Origin of the sequence: Reyranella soli (genome assembly GCF_007992495.1) — a bacterium.
Classification (GTDB): domain Bacteria; phylum Pseudomonadota; class Alphaproteobacteria; order Reyranellales; family Reyranellaceae; genus Reyranella; species Reyranella soli.
On the sequence record NZ_BKAJ01000177.1, the window covers coordinates 1 to 21,712 of the forward strand.

10 protein-coding genes and 1 pseudogene are annotated in these 21,712 nt (G+C 62.6%); 9 read left to right on the plus strand and 2 right to left on the minus strand.

Translation table 11 applies throughout. From position 1 onward, the window contains the following. The 3 genes from RSO01_RS48640 to RSO01_RS39245 all read left to right on the plus strand — a co-directional run. A partial coding sequence (locus tag RSO01_RS48640) for a hypothetical protein (RefSeq protein ID WP_218037601.1) occupies positions 1-198 on the plus strand: 198 nt, incomplete at its 5' end. 1,050 nt (positions 199-1,248) lie between these two features. Further along, a complete protein-coding gene (gene acpP, locus RSO01_RS39240; RefSeq protein WP_170303704.1) occupies positions 1,249-1,482 on the plus strand; it encodes an acyl carrier protein in 234 nt (77 codons plus the stop codon). A 1,609-nt stretch (positions 1,483-3,091) separates the two neighbouring features. Beyond that, complete coding sequence (locus tag RSO01_RS39245) at positions 3,092-3,319, plus strand: hypothetical protein (RefSeq protein ID WP_147156044.1); 228 nt, start codon at positions 3,092-3,094, stop codon at positions 3,317-3,319. Between the two features lie 362 nt (positions 3,320-3,681). On the opposite strand, the gene RSO01_RS39250 is transcribed toward RSO01_RS39245, so the two are convergent. Next, a complete protein-coding gene (locus tag RSO01_RS39250) occupies positions 3,682-4,608 on the minus strand; it encodes a right-handed parallel beta-helix repeat-containing protein (RefSeq protein WP_147156045.1) in 927 nt (308 codons plus the stop codon). Positions 4,609-5,167: 559 nt separating this feature from the next. On the opposite strand from RSO01_RS39250, the gene RSO01_RS39255 reads away from it, so the two are divergent. Beyond that, the gene (locus RSO01_RS39255) at positions 5,168-7,636 is read left to right on the plus strand and encodes a beta-galactosidase (RefSeq protein WP_170303705.1); all 2,469 of its coding nucleotides are present in this window, start codon (positions 5,168-5,170) and stop codon (positions 7,634-7,636) included. A gap of 597 nt (positions 7,637-8,233) precedes the next feature. Further along, positions 8,234-8,692 carry a DNA methyltransferase gene (locus RSO01_RS50075; protein WP_373867983.1) on the plus strand — a complete coding sequence of 153 codons (459 nt, stop codon included), beginning with the start codon at positions 8,234-8,236 and terminating at the stop codon, positions 8,690-8,692. Between the two features lie 319 nt (positions 8,693-9,011). On the opposite strand, the gene RSO01_RS49200 is transcribed toward RSO01_RS50075, so the two are convergent. Then, positions 9,012-9,203, minus strand: a complete 192-nt coding sequence (locus RSO01_RS49200) for a hypothetical protein (RefSeq protein WP_246159107.1) — start codon at positions 9,201-9,203, stop codon at positions 9,012-9,014. Positions 9,204-9,492: 289 nt separating this feature from the next. On the opposite strand from RSO01_RS49200, the pseudogene RSO01_RS50280 reads away from it, so the two are divergent. The 4 genes and pseudogenes from RSO01_RS50280 to RSO01_RS39275 form a co-directional block, all read left to right on the plus strand. Continuing rightward, positions 9,493-14,058, plus strand: a pseudogene (locus tag RSO01_RS50280) (N,N-dimethylformamidase beta subunit family domain-containing protein); the annotation flags it as partial. 51 nt (positions 14,059-14,109) lie between these two features. Further along, complete coding sequence (locus RSO01_RS50285; RefSeq protein WP_246159109.1) at positions 14,110-16,791, plus strand: beta strand repeat-containing protein; 2,682 nt, start codon at positions 14,110-14,112, stop codon at positions 16,789-16,791. Continuing rightward, positions 16,788-18,911: a type I secretion system permease/ATPase gene (locus RSO01_RS39270; RefSeq protein ID WP_147156047.1), complete on the plus strand. Its 2,124-nt coding sequence runs from the start codon at positions 16,788-16,790 to the stop codon at positions 18,909-18,911. The genes RSO01_RS50285 and RSO01_RS39270 overlap by 4 nt, the downstream gene beginning before the upstream one ends. Beyond that, the gene (locus tag RSO01_RS39275) at positions 18,898-20,358 is read left to right on the plus strand and encodes an HlyD family type I secretion periplasmic adaptor subunit (protein WP_147156048.1); all 1,461 of its coding nucleotides are present in this window, start codon (positions 18,898-18,900) and stop codon (positions 20,356-20,358) included. Before RSO01_RS39270 ends, RSO01_RS39275 begins: the two co-directional genes overlap by 14 nt. Positions 20,359-21,712 lie beyond the last annotated feature (1,354 nt).

The following is a 21,712-nucleotide window of genomic DNA, read 5'->3' on the forward strand; positions in this document are numbered from 1 at the left end:
GCACGCAGGACACTCCTCGAATTGATCGGATTCGACGTCGGCGTCCATCCATCAGGGGACGCGCTTCGGCGCGGCGATGCAGCTTGGCGCCCACAGCTTGCTGAGCTCTGGGAGGCCACGGTCGCTGCCGCGAGGCGCGCCGCTCTGGATGACCTGCCGATCGACATGCATCGGGGCACCGCCGCGCTGCGGCGATAGACCATCGACAACCACGCGCCAGTAAGGGCGCGTAAGGCTGTCCTGTCCCGCCGATCCTAAGATTCTCTGTAAGGCCGGACCTTTCCTCTGATCTGTGTGGCTGGTGTTAAGAGCGCACACCGCCTTTTGCGTCGGCAGAATCTCAAAAGGCGTTGTCAAACCTTAACGATGTGGCACGACAAACGTATTGCGAACTGCACGGCGAATGCCTTTCCGAGTCTCCAACGTAGTCGCACATCTCGAATGCTCCCGTCTGCCGGTTGAGAGTGTACGATTGGGTGAGGTAGTAGTGCCCTCCGGCAATAGCAGTGTGTCCGAAGAGCACTTCAGTGGAGCTAATAAGTGTCGAGTTGATAGGGACCTCTGCGCGGATCAATTGATTGTCAAAGTCGACCGAGAAGGACCAACGGGCAGAAGACAAAGAGTCCTCGCAAAGGAATCGCGCGACACCGTTTTGCGCAATGCCTGATGTCGGCATAAGAAATCCGGCGGCCACTAAACAAATCGACAGGCTGCGCTGTCGTGAAATTCCTCGTGCCAATTTCAACTCCTCGCATTGGCGTCTTAGCTCGCAGAAGAGGAGGACAAACGATGCCACCGGGTTGTGCGAAAACCCACATCATGGCTGCTTCTACTCGGCGCACGAGCTGTCCAGCGTCTACCGGGTAAAGCGCGAAATATTCATGGAGGTGACTAACGATAGCCTCGCGCTAACTGTGCAATGGATAGCAACGCGTTAGCGTCGGCTGTCCCATCGGCGTCGCCGTGATGAAGAGGATGTCCCGAAAGGATTAGCCTCCTTGGTTCGCTATCTCCCACCAATTGGACAGAGCCCTCTATTTGCGCCGAGTCTAACTTGACACAAACCGGGAGGCGAAAACGGGGCCGTAGGTTGGTCCCCTGCGGGGGCGTTCCCCCTTAGATGAATTGCAGGGGCGGGCGACATCGGCAGTCAAGTCTTGCTGACGCCTATTCTTGCTGAGGGCGGCGCCGATCCCCACACCGGTCGGCAAGGAGGATATCAATTCCAAGATGACTGGGAGGACTACCGTGATCGATATTGCGAATGGGGTAAGAGAGGTTATCGAGTATCACCTCGGTGCCGCGAAAGCGGGCATGACAGAAGACGCCAGACTCACCGACCTTGGAGCTGACAGCATCGATCTCTATGAGCTCGTCATGTCGCTCGAGGAGAAATTCAACATCAATATTGACGACCGCGACGCGCAACGTTTGACCACGGTCGGAGACACGATTGAATTCATCAAAAGCAGACTCAGCTGACTAAGGCGATCCGATCGGACGCGGGCGACAACAATGAACGTTCTGGAAGAACTGCATGCGGTAGCGGCCAAGCTGGGGTTCGACCTGTGGGGGCCGCGGCCAGGGCAAGCTTGAGCTCATCGACGAGCGGCCGGATCCGATGTTCGGTGTGCTCTGAATGACCTGGTAGACACTGAAGTGTGACCGTCGTGAGTGTGGCAAGCTCACAATCGTCTGAGCGTGGCTGGCAGATCTGGTCGCTGGCGGCCATCGGGGCGGGTCTCGGCAAGCTCACTCGCGCCGTATCTCCAGGGCTATTCAAGCAAATCGGGCGTGGCCTCCGTTTGTTGCCTTGTTGGCGAGGTCGACACGCGAAGCCGCGCAGTGAAGGGCCTAGGACTTCGCGAGCCTCTTAGTAACCACCGGTTCGTGCCTACGCCCTGTTCATGGTTCACAGCTCCAGGTAAACCAACCAATTAGCTGCAAAGCCCAACAGGGCAAACAATGGCGCTCCCACAGCCAAGGGAACTATGCGGGCGGTCGCCATTTCGCTAGCTCATATCTACTCACAACATTGCTGCGCGGACAGCTCCTTGGTGCATTAGCAGTAGCTCTCTTGGCCTCGCTATAGGTTGAACGTGCGTGGGTTATGCTATCAGCCCTCGCTGCCATCCGCGCAAAACATGCAGCGATTCGGCTAGGCCCCCCGTTGATACCTCACCCTGTGGTGTCTGTGCGGTGCCGCCGATAACCCGCAAGAGGTTCTCGCTGCCTAAGGACAATTGTATGCCGCACCGTCGCAGTCCAGACGTTTCCATGAACGCCTGCGAGCTTCGAGCACTTCGCTACTTGTGGCGGAACCTGCCGCAATGCATTGAGAAAGAACACGCGGAACTCTTGGTCCGCATGGGGCTCGCCGAGGTTAACGCCGGGGGAACCTTAGAGATTACCGAGGATGGAAGGCGTCGGTTCTCCATCGAGCGCTATCGATCTTCGCTTTTTGACATGATGGAAGGTCGAGCCGCCTGAGGCCGCCCGCGAGGCGCCCAATCGTACCAACGCCGAAGGTCTGCTGTGGGCGGCGATCGCCTTTGTCGGCTGGCTGTCATCCAGCAACCGCCCCGTCTCTGGGTCAAAGCTCTCATGAGTACGGCTAACCCTTGTGGGACACCGGCCGCGACCAGCCTGTTGATGAACGCTGCGGTCGGGTCGTTTGCCTGAGCCTTGAGTGTCTTGCGCTGGCGAATACGGTAGTGAACTTCGACCCGGCTGCCCGTGGTCAACTGCCGCCGATGGCGATGACGAGGTCCACACCGGTCTTCACCGGGAGCACGGCGGGGAGCCGGGCTGTAGATTGCGTTCTGATGTGAGCTTATCGACGTGGCACAAGACCTAAGAACAGCCCGCCCGGGTCGCCGTAGGAGGCGAGCTTTTTTCTGTATGTTTGGCAGTAACGCGCGTACTCGCGCTTGGGCTTGGCGCAGACGTCAATTGGCACTGCCCTTATGTGTGTATAGGGATTGGGGAATAGGATAAAGGGGGACCCTCGTAGCGGCGTTGGCCGGATGGGAAGCTGAGATATGCAGCCGTGCAAGGTGACGGTGGCCTGGGCCAGGAGTAAATTGCAGGAATGGTGAAATATCCGCTTCGGGACTTACTCGTGCTGAGCCACGTCCGTGCCCTCCGGGCGCAAATGGATGTCCGGTTTCAAAGGGAACTCGTGAGTAACCAAAAGCGGGCCGGACAGGACACTAGACAGGCGCTCGATACGCTTGTCGTCCTGGACGAGATTGAAGCAGCGGCGGCTGAATACCGGGACCGCATTGATGCGATGGCAAGCAGCTACGCGGGCCCGTAGCCGAAGGGAGTTAAGAGCAGGCGCGAACTCTTTTGTTCGATGAGCAGGGCATCGAGATAAATCGGAAAGTCATTTTCGAGCTGAGCCGAGAGGTCGGGACGATACCGATTCAACTGGCCCGATTGATCGCGCTAATCGAAGACGCCGCAGGTGCACTTAGAATCGCCACGTGACGTATCCACCGGCGGACATGAAGCGGCGATATTCGTCCGGGCGCTATTTCGTCGCCGGTCATCTTCGTCCGCCACGCAAGCGGCAGCCACACTGGACCGGAAGGCTGCGCTGCGGCTGTTCACGTTCGAGGGAATAGGGATGAACGGAATACTCGTCGGCCCCCAACCCTTTTCGTCGGAGGTGCTCGATTACCGCAGCACTTCTCCATCGCCTCGCAACGGTCTGACCTGTCCGCGAAGTTGGTTGCCGCGAAGCAATGCCGGCGTTGCCGTGCGATTTACCACGAAGATGGTGGCATAGGCGCTATCTGCGCTGAACTGATTGCCCTCCACGCGGATTTCAGGTGTTGGCTTATCCACGCCTTCTGCCCCGACCGAGATCGCAGCCGATTGGTTCTCGGTCTTCGGGCCCTTCTCCAAGCGATTGTTCTGGATGACCACGGCGCCGCCGTTTGGAATATCAACCAGATAGCTTGCGGTGCCGGTGGGCCCGTCGCCTATGTCACAGCCCAAAATCTCGGTTCGAAAGGCGCGGGATTTGACGTGATGACCCGCGCGGGTTTCGCGGAACGCCGATCGCTCGACACGCAGGAGGGCAAGCCGGTTGACATAAATGCCATGGGCGCAAGCCTGCTCGCAGGTGCCGTTGCGGACGAACTCGCTGTCACGCACGATGAGCTCGCCCTGGGGCTGATCGGCGGCCAGGATGCCGTTCTGGTTGTCGATGAAGCGAACCTTCTCCACCAACAGATTGCGGCCTTCGGCGCGGATGCCGGCGCCATTGCCGTCGGGCGAGCGGGCACGGGTCAGGGTCAGGTTCCGTACGGTGACGTTACTACCGGGAATGACGAAGAGGGCCTTGCCCTGGCAGGTCTTGTCCGTGATCACGGTATCCTGGGCCGACGCCCCCTCGACGGTCAGGTTGTTCTGTCGCCAGACCGCACAGTCGAAGTAATGACCGGGCGCGATCACCACACGGTCCCCATCCTGAGCCACCGCTGCCGCTTGCGATGGCTGCGAGAATTGCTTGCCGGCTCCGACTTCTAAGGTCCTTGCGCCTGCCGGAAGGGCGAGAAATAGCAAGGCCAAGCCAACCAGCTGAAACGGAGAGAGCATTGCCAATCTCTTGGATAGGGGGTGCGTGCCGCTGGGGACGGCTCGGAAAAGTCAGAAGCCTCTTTTGAGCCTAGCCTTTGTGCGGGTCCGCGGAATCGGCTCGCGGCCATCCACCCTAGCCGTGGACGTCGGCCTTGTCTGCGAGCGGGGCCGCTTCGTCGTGGTGGTAACACTAAAGAGGATCGATCCGCGCTACGGCATCCGTCGACTCAGAGGCTCGGCAGACAGACAGTAAGGGCCCAGGGCCCCGGATCGACGCCAAGGCAGCGGTTTGAGCCTCTGGCTGGCCTCCGGGTCTCGCCGGCTCGACAGGATAATCCAGTAAGTCGGATTTTGACTCTGGAAGCGTCGAGATCGTCGATGTGCTCGCACGTCTGGAAGCATTGGAGCGCAAAAGGTGATGGACGCTATCAAGCGCCGCTTATCTTGGCTCGACGGTGGCCGAGATCCGGGTGACCGTGCACACGTTGGCTGCGCTCACGGTCGACCGACTGGACGACTTCATCGCGGCACGGGTGCCCGAGATTTCAACAGTGCCGCACACGAAGTGGTGAGTGCCGTGAAGCGTCACGCCATCCGGCTGGCTCTGCCGGCCGGCAGGTCCGCGCTTCTCGCTGCAGCGCTTCTGCTGGCAGGTCCAGCGGTGGCGGATGAGCTGCTACTCCCCGCGCCGGCTCTGGACCCCACGGGGCCGGTCGTCGTGCTGTGGCGGCCCGATGCGCCGGCCGCTGGCGAACTGCAACTGGAGTGGACTGAAGGGGAGGGCCGACTGCTCGAACGGCACCGCATCACGCTGGCAGAGCCGCAGGCGGAAATTGCGATTCGCCTCGACCTGCGACGAGCGCGTACGCCCGCGAACCGGATCACGGCCCGCTTCAGGCCCGCCGGATCCGGCGCGGAAACGAAGGCCGAGGCCAGGTTCTTCGTCCGTCCCGCCTCGGGATGGACGCAGTACCAGGTCATCCTTTGGCAGGATCTGCCTGCGGCCGCCCTGGTTGGGATGCGCAGTCTCGGGATCACCGGGTCAAGGCTGTTGCGACCTCTCTCGCCGGCCGGCCGGGACGATGCGGAACAGCGGATGGCGGTCGGGCTGCGGTGGTACACCGAAAACCTCGCAACCGACTTCTACGCCCCCTATCACCGCTGGACGCCGGGGCGCTCGGTGACTTGGCTGTTCGACCAGACAAAGGCCCGGCACCAGCAGAATCCGGATGACCTGACGGTTTTCCATCGCCAGCCCAGTCTCTCCGATCCGGCCTGGCTCGCAACCATCGAGGCCAGGTTGACGGAGATAGCACGCGTGCAGGCTCCCTATCGTCCGCTTTTTCACAACCTGGCCGACGAGAGCGGTATCGCTGATCTGGCCGCGGCCTGGGACTTCGATCTCTCGCCTGCCTCGCTGGAAGGCATGCGGGTTTGGCTGAAGGAACGCCACGGAAGCTTGGCCGCCCTGAACCGGGCCTGGGGAACCGATTTCCCGACCTGGGAGGCTGTCACGCCTGCCCTGACCCGTGATGCGCTCAGAAGCGAGGCGGCCGTACCCTCCTGGATGGAGTTCAAGGCATGGATGGATGTCGCATTTGCCCGTGCCGTGCGCGCCGGTACGAACGCAATCCATCGCGGCGATCCGCAAGCCAGTGCTGCCCTAGAGGGGGCGCAGGTGCCGGGCTGGGGCGGCTACGACTACGGACTGCTTGCGTCTGCCGTTGATGCGATGGAGATCTACGACGGCGGGAACGCCATCGAGATCGCACGCTCATTGAATCCGGACTTGCGGGTCCTGATCACCTGCTTCGGTACCGGCGCGGCAGAGCAGCATCGCCTCTGGCGGGCATGGCTGCTGGGCGCGCAGGGAACCATCATCTGGGATGAAGACGGCAGCGTTGCCGGCCCGGACGGCCAAGCGGGCCCACGTGGCGCCCTGTTCGCCGCGATGTGGCGCGAGCAGACCGGCGCCTTGGGCGTGCAGCTGTTGGAGGCCCAACCCGCGCCGGGACAGGTTGCGATTCTTTACTCGCAGGCCAGCTTCCGGATGAATTGGCTGCTGGATCGGCGCCTGGGCGGTGATGCCTGGGTTGAGCGCGACTCAGAAGCGGAGGGGGCGGATAATCCCTGGCGCGCCGCGACGCGCCGTGCGGCACAGGCCTTGGCTGGGCTTGGCGCGCAGCCGCGCTGGATCACGCCGGAAGCACTCTCGGCGGGCGAACTGACTCGGGATGGCACGCGCCTTCTCGTCCTCCCGCACAGCATCGCCCTGTCGAATGAGGAGGTCGCTGCGGTGCGCGGCTTTGCCGAAGCGGGTGGTCTCATCCTGGCCGATGTGCCACCCGGCGAGCACGATGCGCTCGGCCGCCGGCGGAATGCACCGCCGTTTGCGGACCTAGTTGCTAGCCGACGCCTGCGCTTGCCCGCGAGCCTGCAGGCGGAGAAGGTGCCACCGGGTGAAATGGTGGCTTTGTTGGCCGAGGCCGGAGTGCATGCGCCCCTGGCGCTCCTTGACGCGACCGGCCGACCGGCGGCGGACTTGGACATACGTCTGTTTCGCAGCGGCGGCATGATGATTGCCGGCATTCAGCGCCAGGATGGGGCGGAAGGCGAGCGACAGGTGGAACTGCGCCTGCCGGGACGACTCTGGGTGCGATCCCTGCGCGACGGCACGCCGGCGGCGCTCACCGACAGGCTCGTGATGCAACTTGGCCCGATCGAGCCCGTGCTGCTGGCATTGTCGCCCGCGTCGTTGCCGGCGCCGACCTTATCCGGTCCAGCGCTGGCCGCCCGGGGTGATCTGGTCACCTTCAGGCTGGGCCTGGACGGGCCCGCTTCTGCCTCGGCTCATGTCATGCGGCTGGAAGTCGTGGGTCCTACGGGGCAGGTCGTGTCTGTGGCGTCGGGAACGGTACGAGTGACGCCGGAGGGTACACTATGGCATCTGCCCCTTGCCCTCGACGACATGCCTGGCCAATGGCGGGTGCGCGCGACGGAAGTTGTAAGCGGTCAGTCCGTGGCAATGAACCTTCAGGTGCGCTGATCTCCCGGCAGGCCACGCACCACTGTACCGGATCAAGGCCCACCCCGACAGTTCCAAGCCTAAAATGGCATGGCTCTCCGGAACAGAGCGTGTTGGATGAGTTGATCGATGATCCAGTACAGCGACTTTATCCAAGATTTCCTGGCGCGATGTCTCGATATGCTCGAGCACGCCTGCCGGAATACTCACCTCCCGGCCAAGGGAGCTGGCCGTGGGCATTATGAAGGCCGAAAATACCTGTTCCATCTGTTCAAGTGGGGCGTGGCCGGGGAGAAGAAGCTGGCGGCGAAGTACGCCAACCGGCCGCCGCCGAATGAAGATCCGCATCACCAATCCCCAAGCGATGATCATCCTCGGCCGCGACCGCCGCAGGGACGGGTCCGCGGCGCTGGAGCCCGGCCAGCAACTCGACCTACGCCGAATAGAGAACTTCTTCGCGGGCACTGCCGAAACGGATGGCGGGCCGAGCGGCGCCCTAACTGGGCGCGGCGTACGTCCGCATGTCGTCGTCCGAACTCGACGCACTGCAGCGTGCTTTCCGCGAGGCCGGCCGCAAGGAGTCGACCGTCGTGATATCAGCGTCAGTGCCAGCCGATCCTGTACGGCTGGAAGGAGGGCAGCGGCCACTTTGGGTCCGAGGCGCGGGACCAGGGCGACATTTGGCATTTCGATAGACCTTCTCGAAACGACCTTCATCGCACCATGAAGCCCGTGATGCTGGTCGAACGCACCATCCGTAATTCGTCCAATAGAAAGGCTGTCGCCTTGGACCCGATCGGTGGTTCGGGAATCCCCATGATCGCCGCCGAGCGAGTGGGCCGGCGTGCGCGCCTTGTCGAGCTCGATCCAAAGTACGTCGATGTCGCCGTCCGGCGGTGGCCCGCAGGGCGATATCTCCAAGCTCGTGGGTATCGACCCCCAGACGTTGCGCCTGCTCGCGTCAGCGTGGTGTGGGTGTCGTTGCTACTACTTAATAGTTACGCCGAGATAGTTACGACGAGCCGTCGTCTTCATCGGGCACTTCAGGTCCACGTAAGTATCGCCGCGTATCGTTAGGGCGAACCGAAGGAGACCCGCTTGGTCGGCCTCAGCGCTGAATCTCTGGACACAGACGGTGTGACAGGAACGGCAAGCGTCGGTAAGGCCGGTGGCCTGATCAACAAAGTCTCGGAGCCGATATGGCGCAGCCTGGAGAAAGACTTTTCCGGCCTTTATGGGATAAGCGCACGTTGCGCCTTCATCCGAGCTGGCGGGAGTTGCTTCAACGCGACGAGGGCGCCAGAGAAACGATTGCGATACCTGCTCTGCAGCTAGACGAGCAAGATCCATCTGCAACTCAGGGTGTGCTTGCCGCATCTTTCGACCCGGCGCACGATCAGCCCGCGTCCCTTGCATTTTTGATGGGCAAGGCGGACTTGCCGGTCGAGAAGGCAATAGATTCACCGACGCCCGCGATGATCTCGGCGACCGTTGCAGCGAGCGAGAATGTTTCGACCGGCTTCAATGCAAGCCCGGTCGTTCGCCCGCCGTCAGTCCCGTCCTCGCCGCTCCATTCCACGAGCGCCATCTCAAACAGTGTGGGCGCGTCAGCCCCCTCGGTCATCGCCAGCGCAAGCGCCGCGCCGCCGACCTGTTGTGGGTCCTGTGGCTATATAAATTGCCCTACCCAACTTCTCGGCCCGCATGCGGACAAGGTGGCGCAGGCTCCTCTCGCTGGCCAACTGGGCGGCAAGGGCGCCGATGGCGTGGCCGATTTTGTAGCCATTACGAAGGCTGTTTTCGGCAGTTCGGTTAGCGCGTCGCTGTCGACGGACAACCTCGGCGCCGCGGCGGGTTGGCGAGGCAGGCTTTCCTACGTGGCGGAGCCGACCAGCGCTGCACTTCCTGGCGCTGATAGTACTGGCAGCGCAGCGACGCTGACGGGTCAGGTCGGCATTCTGAACGGCGACGTGACGGATCAGTCCAGCAGCAGCTCGATGGCCCTGACTGCAAACGCGACCTCGACCAACCCGATCGTTCTAGAGAACCAGAAGCCCGGCAATCCCGAGAGCGAGTGGGGTATCGACGGTGCCGGCGATTCCAATATTGAAGGCTTCGCGACCGATATCAGCGTCAATCACGGCAATACGATCAATTTCAAGATCAACACCGATTCGAGCCACTATCGGATCGACATCTACCGTCTGGGTTACTATGGCGGCATGGGCGCTCGTAAGGTTGCTACGATCGACCATACCGGTGTTCAGAATCAACCAGATCCGCTCTCTGATCCGACGACCGGGCTGGTTGATGCGGGCAATTGGGCTGTTTCCGCCTCCTGGGCGGTTCCGGCCGACGCCGTGTCGGGTGTCTACATCGCCAAGCTGACACGGCTCGATGGGACGTCTGGCGAGAACCAGATCCCTTTCATCGTTCGCGACGATTCGAGCCACAGCGACATCGTCTTTCAGACGGCCGACGAGACTTGGCAAGCTTATAATGGCTGGGGCGGCGCCAATTTCTATGGCGGCAACGGACCGGCCACCGGCCAGGGTGCCGGCCGCGCCTTCGCGGTGAGCTACAACCGTCCGATCGCGACGCGCGGCGGGGTCGGCACCGCCTCCGGTCCACAAGACTATCTCTTCGGCGCAGAGTACGCGGCAATTTCGTGGTTGGAGCAGAACGGTTATGACGTCTCCTACATGGCGGGCGTTGATATCGACCGCTACGGGAGCCTCCTGCTCAATCACAAGGTCTTCGTCGATGCCGGCCATGATGAGTACTGGTCGGGGCAGCAGCGTACCAACGTTGAGGCGGCACGCGATGCTGGCGTCAATTTGGAATTCTGGAGCGGCAACGAGGTTTATTGGAAGACGCGCTGGGGCAACAGCATCAGTAGCGACCAGACGGCCTATCGCACTCTGATCTCCTACAAAGAGACTTGGGCCAGCGCCGACAACGACCCGTCCAATCAGTGGACCGGAACCTTCCGCGATCCACGCTTCGCTGGTCCTAACGCGCTCGGCGCGGGCAATCCTGAGAACTCCTTGACGGGCCAACTTTTCCAGGTCGATTCATCCGGCTCTAACGGAAACTTCCGTCTCGATGCCATCACCGTCCCCTATGACGACGCGAATCTTCGTTTCTGGCGCAATACAAGCGTCGCCAATCTTCAGTCCGGCCAGACGGCCACGCTGAACACCAACTATCTCGGCTATGAGTGGGATGAGGCACCAGACAACGGATTCGATCCTGCCGGATTGGTCAAGCTATCGTCGACGACGTTGGATGTGAACTCCTACCTGCTCGACTACGGCAATACTACCGGCAACGGAACCGCCACCCACAACCTGACACTCTATCGGGCACCAAGCGGCGCGCTCGTCTTCGGTGCCGGCACGGTCTACTGGTCCTGGGCGCTGAGCAACAACCATGACAACGAGGTCACGCCGACCGATCCTCGCGTCCAGCAGGCGATGGTCAACCTGTTCGCCGACATGGGCGTGCAACCGGGGACCTTGGCTTCCGGGCTGATCACGGGTCAGCCTACTACGGACCATACGGCGCCCTCCTCGGCTATCAACCCGATCGGCACGATATCTCCCTTCCATCTGGTGACGATCTCCGGTACGGCGACGGACGCCGGCGGCGGCGTGGTCGCCGGCGTCGAGGTGTCGACGGACAACGGGTTGAGCTGGCATCCTGCAACGGGTGACGAAAACTGGACCTACGGTTGGAATCCGCAGACGGCCGGAACCTATACGATCCTGTCGCGCGCCGTCGACGACAGCATCAATCTCGAGGCGCCTTCGGCAGGGCAGACAGTCACTGTCTCGAACTCCAACTATGTCACGCTGTTTTCGGGGTCGTCGACGCCGGCCGTCGTCAACACGACTGATTTTTCGGCGGTCGAACTCGGCGTGAGGTTTCAGTCCTCGGTGGCAGGCACCGTGTCCGGCATCCGCTTTTACAAGGGAAGCAACGACACCGGTGTGCATACCGGAGAGATCTGGTCGAGCACAGGTCAAGAACTTGCAACGGTCACTTTCTCGAATGAGACATCGAGCGGCTGGCAGACCGCGTTCTTTTCCAATCCCGTTACCATCCAGCCCGGCATCACCTATACGGCATCCTATCACACCAATGTCGGGCACTATTCAAACACGGCGAACTATTTCATCTCAGATGTCGTCAGCGGTTCGCTGACCGCGCCGGGCAGCAGCAACGGCGTCTACGCTTATGGCAGCAACAGCCTGTTTCCCACAAATACATACCAGCAGGAAAATTTCTGGGTCGACGTGTTCTTCAGTCCGGGCGGGACGGGCGGCGTGAACCAGCCGCCGGTCGCGATCAACGACGTCGGGCCTGCGGTGATTCGCGATACGCCGGTAACGATTGCCGCTGCATCTCTCCTGGCTAATGACAGCGATCCGAATTTTGACCCGCTGACCATAACGTCTGTGTCGGACGGGGGCCTCGCGCACGGCAGTGTGTCTCTTAACACGCAGAATAACACCATCACCTACGCACCCGACGCTGGGTATACCGGTCCGGCAAGCTTCACCTATACGGTGTCGGACGGACGAGGCGGCACCGCAACGGGCACCGTGAGCCTCACCGTGTGGCCGCCTGGATTGGTGCCGGTCAGTCTGTTCACGGCGTCCCAGACGCCGGTGCAGACCAATCTGAATGACGGCTCGCCGATCGAAGTCGGCATGAAGTTCCAGTCGTCGGTTGCCGGCCAGATCACGGCTCTGAAGTTCTACCGAAGCGCCGGCGATACGGGTGCCGACCTGCTCGACCTATGGACCGTAGCCGGAACCAACCTCGCCAGCGTGACATTCTCGAACACCGCTGCAAGCGGCTGGCAGACGGTCAATCTATCGACGCCGGTGACCATTGCCGCCAACACGACCTACGTCGCGTCCTACCACACGACCGGCGCCTATGTAGCGACCGACAATTTCTTCACCACTGCGATCACGAGCGGCGTGCTGACTGCGCCTTCCACCATCACGGTGGCTGGCGGCAACGGCGTCTATGCCTATGGCGGAAGCAGTACGACCGGCATCTTCCCGATCAGCACCTTCAGTGCTGCCAACTACTGGGCCGATGTGGTGTTCGCCAGCTCGGCGTCGAACACCGCGCCGACAGCGGTCGCCGACACGGCCGATGCCACCGAGAGGGGCGGTGTTGCCAACAGCACGGGCGGCTCGCCCGCGACCGGCAACGTGCTGACCAACGACACCGATCCCGACGCGGGCGATACCAAGACCGTCTTTGCAGTCAGCTTCGGTGCGGTGAGCGGCACGCTTGGCGCTGCGCTCGCCGGGGCGCATGGCAGCCTCGTACTCAATGCCTCGGGGACGTTCACCTACACGGTCAACGAGACGGATGCTGCCGTGCAGGCGTTGCGGCAGTCGACCGATACGCTGAGCGACGTCTTCAGCTACACCATGCGCGATACGGCCGGTGCCACGTCCTCGACGACGCTCACCGCCATCATTCACGGCGCCGACGACGCGCCGACGCTTGCGGCGCAGACCGCGGGCCAGAATGCGACCGTAGGCTCGGCGTTCTCCCTGGCGCTGCCCGCCGGGACCTTCGCCGACGTCGATGCCGGCGACAGCCTGGCCTACACGGCAACCGCCGCCGACGGCTCGGCACTTCCTACCTGGCTGAGCTTCAATGCCACGACCCGCACCTTCAGCGGCACGCCGGCGGCCGGAGATGTCGGCACGCTCGGGGTCAAGGTCATGGCCACGGATCTCGGCGGCCTCGCGGCAAGCGAGACTTTCAATATCGCCGTGACGACGACGCCGGACACCCCGCCGACGGCGGTCGCCGATACAGCCGATGCCACCGAGAAGGGCGGCATTGCCAACAGCACGGGCGGCTCGCCCGCGACCGGCAATGTGCTGGCCAACGATACCGATCCCGACGCGGGCGATACCAAGACCGTCAGCGCGGTGAGCTTCGGTGCGGTGGGCGGTACGCTTGGCACGGCGCTCGCCGGCGCCCATGGCAGCCTCGTGCTCAGCGCCTCGGGCGCCTTCACCTATGCGATCAACGAGACGGATACTGCCGTGCAGGCGTTGCGACAGTCGACCGATACGCTGACCGACACCTTCAGCTACACCATGCGCGATGCGGCCGGCGCCACGTCCTCGACGACGCTCACCGTCACCATTCACGGTGCCGACGACGCGCCGACGATCTCTAACGTGGCCGTTGGTGCGACGTCCATTTCCTTTGTAGCCAGCGATCCAGATAACGCGACACTCTCCCTGGCGAGCCCGTTTGCGGCCGCCTTCGGCAATCCTTCAATTACGAGCGGTGCCACCACCACTCTGACGCCCAGCGTGCGAACGACAGCGGTGTCCGGCACCTTGCAGGTGACTGATGGCACCTACACGGCAGATGTCGTCGGTCTCTACCTGGGGACAAGCGGTAACAATACGACCACTGCGCCCAACCCCACGACGCCAAACGCGATGTATGGCTTCGGCGGCGGTGACACGTTTACCGGAGGAACGGGGGCAGACAGAATCGTCGGTGGCGCGGGCGCGGACGTGCTGGGCGGTGGTGCTGGCGACGACACGTTCTACCTGGCCAACGGCGATTTTGCCTCGGGCGAGTCCATTGACGGCAGCGCGGACGCGGACACGATTGTTCTGACCAACGCGACGACAGTCGCTTTCAGCAATGGCACGGTCAGCAACGTCGAAGCGCTGACGGGCAGCAGTGGCAACGACATCGTCACGATGTCTGCCAACCAATGGGCCGGCTTCAACGCGATCGATCTTGGCGGCGGAACCAATGTGCTGAATGTGGTGGCCGGCGGAGACACTTCCGCTGCTCTAACGCCTGTGACCACTAACGTCACGACCGGGAGTCTGACCGGCACCAGCGGCAACGACTCGATCACGCTCACTGGCGCGCAGCTTGACGCGATGATCATCGGCGCCGGCACGATCAATCTCGCCGCCGGTACGGACACCATAAACCTGACCTCGACTTCTGCGGACCTCAACACGCTCGGGGCGACGAACGCCTCGATCCAGGGGGTGGAAGCGATTTCTGCAGCTGCGGCGCCGTCCGGGGTCACCATCATGCTCTCGGGCCAGACCGAGGGCTTCACCATCACGGGAAGCGCGAACAACGACACGATCACAGGCGGTCGCGGGGCCGACACGATCACCGGCGGAGCCGGCGTCGATCGGTTCGTGTTCAACAGCGGAAGTTCGCCGGGCACGGTCGGCGGCTCCGGCAACGCTGGAACGATCACCGGCTACGATGTCATCACGGATTTCTCCGTGAATGCCGGCGGCGACGTCCTGGACACCCCAAACGTCAACGTGAGAGCAAATGAGACTGTCAACGGCACCGACTCGGTCTTGACGATCGGTGGCCAGACCATCAAGTCACATCAGATAAGCAACGGCATCATTGCATTCAGCAGCAACAATACCTTTTCCGCGGCCACGACCTTGAGCCTGACGTCGCTCGCGAATGTCGCGGCGGCCATGGACTATGTTCATCGAAACGACTTCGCCACCGCCGCTGGCGCGAATATTGGGTTCGTGGCGAACATGAACGGAACGCCGCACACCTTCATTTTTGATCAAGTCGCCAACATCGCCAGCGCTGCGAACGACATTCTCGTCGATCTGCCAAACGTAACCCTGACGAGTCTCAGTGGCGCAAATCTCGCTCCTGCCGGCACCGCTGGCCAAGCCATCAATCTGGGCCTGACAAATCCTGCAGATCACCTAGGCTTGATCACGGTGAACATTGCCGGCGTGCCGTCCGGTTGGACCCTGAGCGAGGGGGCCGACAATCATGACGGCACTTGGTCGGTACAAACCTCCGACGTATCGGCGCTGTCCATCACGGCGCCTGCGACTTATGCCGGCGCGGTCTCGTCGCAGATATCGCAGACGTGGACCGCCCCGACCGGAGGCACCGCGCTGGCGATGATCACCAACAATGTCGAAGCCTATGCTCCGGGCGGCCCCATCTTTGCGATCGCCGGCGACGACCACCTGAGCGGCTCGAGCGGCAGTGACATGTTCGTGCTGGCGCAGCCGATAGGCAACGACACGATCCACAACTTCGACGTCGCCCATGGCAAGGTGGATCTGATTGCCTTTGGCGATCTCTCGAGCTTCCCTGACATCCAGGCCAGACTCTCCGCGAACGGCAATGGCGACGCGGTCGTCACGATTGGGGACGGCCAATCGATTACCTTCGATGGCGTGAGTTCAAAGGCCCTGACGGCAGACAATTTCGTCTTCAACGTCGATCCCGTGATGAGCAACGCGAACAGCATTGCCATCGACGATCGGTCTGTCCTGCCGCTCGCCGGCACTATCGACAACGGCGGAACGATCGAACTCGCATCGACCGGCGGCGAAGCACGGCTGCTGGTTCTTGCCGGCGGTCTCACCCTCGAGGGCGGCGGCCATGTCGAGCTGTCCGATGGCAATGGCAATATCATCGCAGGAACGACGCCGGACGCCACTCTGACTAACGCGGACAACACCATCTCCGGCGCCGGCCAGCTCGGCGACGGACAGCTGACCCTCCATAACCGGGGGACCATCATCGCCAGCGGCAGCAATGCGTTGACAATCGACACCGGCGCAAACGAAGTGGACAACGCCGGCACGCTGGAAGCGACCGGCAGTGGCGGCCTGGTCATCAATAGCGACATCGCCAATTCCGGATTGCTGTGGGCGAATGGCGGCAATGTCACAGCGGCTGGCAATGTAACCGGCACAGGCTCCGCACGGATCGACGGGGCAGCGATCTTCGAGGCCGCTGGGACGTTCAGTGGCAATGTCATGTTCGAGGCCGACGCCGTTGCCACCTTGAAGATCAACCATGCTGCCGATTTCCACGGTACCGTGGCAGGCTTCGACGGCAACGATGTGCTCGACCTTGCGGATCTCGCTTTCGGCGGCAGCACGACGCTTGGCTATGCGGGCAACAGCAGCGGCACGGGCGGGACCTTGACGGCAAGCGACGGCACGCACATGGCCACGATTGCTTTGTTGGGCCAGTATGCGGCCTCGAGTTTTGCGATGTCTGCCGACGGTTCCGGCGGAACGTTCATCCACGACGTGCCTCCGACAATCCTGGCGGCGACGCCGACTCAGCCGCAGCACGCATGACGGGATCTGACCAACGGGGGCTTGCAGCTCTCGTGACGTTGCTTCGAACCTTGGGTGTTAGCGTCGATCCGGGCCAGATATGCCATCAACTGGGCACCGATGCGATCGGTGTGCCCGAGATGCTGCGCTGCGCGCGCCAGCTCGGCCTCAAGGCACGTGAGTCGAAGACCCGTTGGGATCGGCTGGCGCGCACGCCTTTGCCCGGCATCGCCGCGTTACGCGATGGCGGCTTTCTGCTGTTGGGCCATGCCGGCGAGGACAAGATCCTGGTCATGGCGCCCGATCAGCCCCGCCCGCAACTGATGACGCGAGCCGAGCTCGAGGCCGTGTGGGACGGCCGGCTGGTCCTCATGACCCGGCGAGCGAAGCTCCCCGATCTCGGCAGGCGCTTCGACGTCACCTGGTTCCTGGGTGCAATGCACAAGTACCGAGGGCTCCTGGGCGAGGTTCTGCTGGCCTCGTGCTTCGTGCAGTTGTTCGCGCTGATCTCTCCTCTTTTCTTTCAAGTCGTCATCGACAAGGTGCTGGTCCATCGCAGCATAAGCACGCTCGATGTGCTGGTGGTGGGGCTTGTCGCCATCGCCCTGTTCGAGACCATACTCGGCATCCTGCGCACCTATCTCTTCTCGCACACGACCAACCGGATCGACGTCGAGCTCGGCGCGCGGCTATTCCGTCATCTGCTGGCCCTGCCCATTGCCTATTTCCAGGCGCGCCGAGTCGGCGACTCGGTGGCGCGCGTGCGCGAGCTCGAGAACATCCGCAATTTCCTCACAAGCTCGGCCCTCACCCTGGTGATCGACCTCTTCTTTACCCTGGTGTTCGTGGCGGTGATGTTTCTGTACACGCCGCTGCTCACTTGGATCGTGCTGGGCTCGCTGCCTCTCTACATTGCGATCTCCGCGGCTTCCACGCCGCTGTTCCGCCGCCGCCTTGACGAGAAGTTCCGCCGCGGCGCAGAGAACCAGGCGTTTCTGGTCGAATGCGTCTCTGGCGCGGAGACGCTCAAGGCCATGGCGATCGAACCGCAGATGCAGCGCCGCTGGGAGGAACAGCTCGCGGGCTACGTCGCGTCCTCGTTCCGCGTGCTCGCGCTCGGCAATGTCGCGAGCCAAACCGTCCAGCTCGTCAACAAGATCGCGATGGCGGCCATCCTCTATTTCGGCGCCAAGCTCGTGATCGAGGGCGACCTGACCGTTGGTGAGCTGGTCGCCTTTAACCTGCTGGCCGGCCGCGTGAGCCAGCCAGTGCTGCGGCTCGCCCAGGTCTGGCAAGACTTCCATCAGGCGCGCCTGTCGGTCGAGCGCCTCGGCGACATCCTGAACACCCCGGCGGAGCCGATCTTCAGCATGGGCCGCACCTCGCTGCCGACGATCAAGGGCGATGTCACCTTCGAGCACGTCACCTTCCGCTACCGCATCGACGGGCCGGAGGTGCTGAGCGACATCAACCTGAAGGTTCCGTCCGGCCAGGTCATCGGAATCGTAGGGCAATCGGGCTCGGGCAAGAGCACGCTCAGCAAGTTGGTGCAGCGCCTTTATGTTCCCGAAAGCGGCCGCGTGCTGGTCGACGGCGTCGACCTCGCGCAGATTGATCCGTCCTGGCTGCGCCGCCAGATCGGCGTGGTGCTGCAGGAGAACGTGCTGTTCAACCGTTCGATTCGCGACAATATCGCGCTCGCCGATCCCGCCGTGCCGATCGAGCGCGTCGTCGCGGCGGCGAGGATGGCTGGTGCCCACGACTTCATTCTCGAATTGCCGGAGGGTTACGACACGCTAGTCGGAGAGCGCGGCAGCAGCCTGTCGGGTGGTCAGCGGCAGCGGATCGCCATTGCCCGAGCCCTGATGACGGACCCGCGCATCCTGATCTTCGACGAGGCGACCAGCGCGCTCGACTACGAAAGCGAGCGCATTGTGCACCAGGGCATGGCGCAGATTGCGCGCGGGCGCACGGTCTTTGTGATTGCCCATCGCCTTTCCGCGCTCAGGCTGGCTGACCGTATCCTCACCATTGAGCGTGGCCGCGTCGCCGAGGACGGCACCCACGACGAGCTGATCAAGACCGGCGGCCGTTACGCCACGCTCTACCGCCTCCAGGCAGGCCTGCATGAAGTCCACTGAGCCCAGCCCACCCCCGCCCGGCAAGGAGCCCAGGAACGTGGTCTCCTTCCCCCAACGGCGCATCGAACGCAGCCGCGACGAGCTCGCCTTCCTGCCGGCTGCGCTCGAGATCGTCGAGTCGCCACCGTCGCCGATCGGACGGGTGACTGTCTACACCGTGGTCGCGGTATTTGCCGCCGCGCTCGCCTGGGCCAGCATCGGCACGGTCGACATCGTGGCCGTAGCGCCGGGCAAGATCATCCCGAGCGGTCGCACCAAGACCATCCAGCCCTTCGAGACCGGCGTGGTGCGGGCGATCCAGGTGAGCGATGGCCAGAGCGTCAAGGCGGGCGACCTGCTGATCGAGCTCGACCCCACCATGAACGCCGCCGAGCTCGGGCACCTTAAAAGCGATCTGGTGGGATTACGAATCGAAGCGGCTCGCTTGCATGCCGCGCTGGTCAAAGACGATCAACTCGCCGCGTTCCAGCCGCCGGCAGATTCACCGCGGCCCCTGAGCGAGATGCAGCGCCGACTGCTGGCGAGCCAAGTGGCCGAGCAGAAGGCCAAGCTCGCCTCGATCGACAGGCAAATCGCGCAAAAGGAGGCCGAACGCGAAACTATCAAGGCCTCGATCGACAAGCTCAAAGCCACCCTCCAGCCACTGCAGGAACGGGTCGACATCCGCCGTACAATGTTCAGCAAGGAGCTTGGCTCCAAGCTGATCTACCTCCAGGAGCTACAGGACCTGGTCGGCCAGCAGAAGGAGGTCTTGGTCCAGGAGAGCCGGCTGAGCGAAAGCGACTCGGCCATCGCGGCACTTCAGGAGACGCGCAGCAAAACCGTTGCAGAGTACGAGCGCGGTCTGCTTGACGACCTTGCCAAGGCCGAGCAGAAGGCGGCGGGGCTGGCCCAGGACGTCATTAAGGCCGAGCAGCGAACCAGCTTGCAGAAGCTAACTGCGCCGGTTGACGGCGTGGTGCAACAGCTTGCCGTACACACGATAGGGGGCGTGGTGACGCCGGCGCAGCAGCTGATGGTGATCGTGCCGGCCGAGAGCCGGCTGGAGATCGAGGCCACAATATCCAACCGTGACGTCGGCTTTGTCGAGGTCGGGCAGGAGGCGGCGATCAAGGTCGACACCTTCAACTTCACGCACTACGGCCTGTTGCAGGGCACGGTGCTCACCGTGTCGAACGACGCCATCCAGCGCGAACGCCCGCAGGACAAGCAGGCCGACAAACCGCAGACGCCGGATGCGACCTCGAGCGAGCCCAAGGGGCAGGAGCTGGTCTACGCCGCACGCGTGTCCCTCGACCGCGTGCGCATGCAGGTCGAGGACAAGACTGTCCAGCTGTCCCCCGGGATGGCGGTTACCGTCGAGATCAAGACCGGCTCGCGCAGCATCTTGAGCTACCTGCTGTCGCCGCTCGTCCGGTACAAGCACGACAGCCTGCGCGAACGGTGATCGTTTTCTTCTCCGAGTTTCGTTCCCCGTAATGTTTAGAGTCACCTAGAGAGACCGCCGGGGACGCGTTCGTTGAATGACCAGACCAGTACCTCACGCTGTTGCTGTTGATCGGCCCGTACCGCACTAGGTTGGCGCTGATGCTTATGGCCCATTTAGATGCCGCTGCGGATGGGCTGCTCGATGATCTCGAGCTGATGGACGGCGACCGGCACGAAGTAGGGCCGGATACCGTTGGCCTGCAGCCGCTATCGGTGTGCCGCCACGGCGAGCGCCTCGTATTCGGGATACGCTGTGTATCCGGCCAATCGAGTCTTCGCCAATTGGCTTCTCGATGAATCCGTCGAGAGAAGTGTACAGGGACGCTGAACGTTCGCGGATGAAGGCACGCAGGGCGCACCGTCACAGTGGGCAAGGAGCAGTGAAAGGCTGTCGCAGCTCTCCACGACAGGGGATAACGGAAGCGGTTCCGCCGATCTCGTAAAGAGAGGAACCGTGGCGGTCGCCGGAAGCAGCGCGTGGACCGACTATCGGCTGAGCTTGGTGATGCGCTCGGAGACGGCCGCCACGCTTCATCGCCCACAGAGTCGATACCGATAATTTCTATCGCTTCGAGCTCGGCCACACACAGAGCGTTCGAAGGCTGGTGAAGTGCGGGCGGGAACGTTCTCAAGCGTGTGGGAAGATGAAGTCGCCCCATCGCCGGCCGCGATTATTTCGTGACGATCGACGTTCACGGTGACCAGATTGCAGTTCCTGTTGGCGGCGAGACTTCTTCAGCGGCGTCGATCGCTTGCAATCGGGTTGTTCAGTCATGGAAATGACGGGGCTGTGTCTTCGTCCGCAAGAGTGGTGCGTCGGTATGGGTGCGGAACTGTCGAAGCCAATTGACAGGCCCAAGCGCGTGCGTGCGCGCATCGTGGGCTCTTATCAGAAAGCGGCCCCATACCCCGCTTGCGGGAGGGTATGGGGCCTAACCGTTGGTCGTTAGTGCTCTGTTTGGGAAAGAGCGGTCCAGCGGCTAGCAACAATCATATGTCGGCCTGCAAGCCGCAAATCGAGAACGGGGGAGTTACCTCCGATGCGCTCCACAGCTAGGATTGGCCGTTGGCGCGCAGCGCAGGATATTCCTCGGCTATGTCTTGGCGCGTGAGAGCGCCAAAGGGAAGCACCGTTGACGGCATTTGCTTTCTGGCGCTGCGAGGTGCCGCAGCCAATCGGCCCGCCATAGGGCGCATCGAAGTCTCGGCGCACGTACACGCCGCCGGCTTTCCGCCTTGGTTTCCTCGCAACTGCTCTTTGGAAAGTACCTGGCCACTCCAAGCCACCAGTATTCTACGCCGCCGCCCTGATC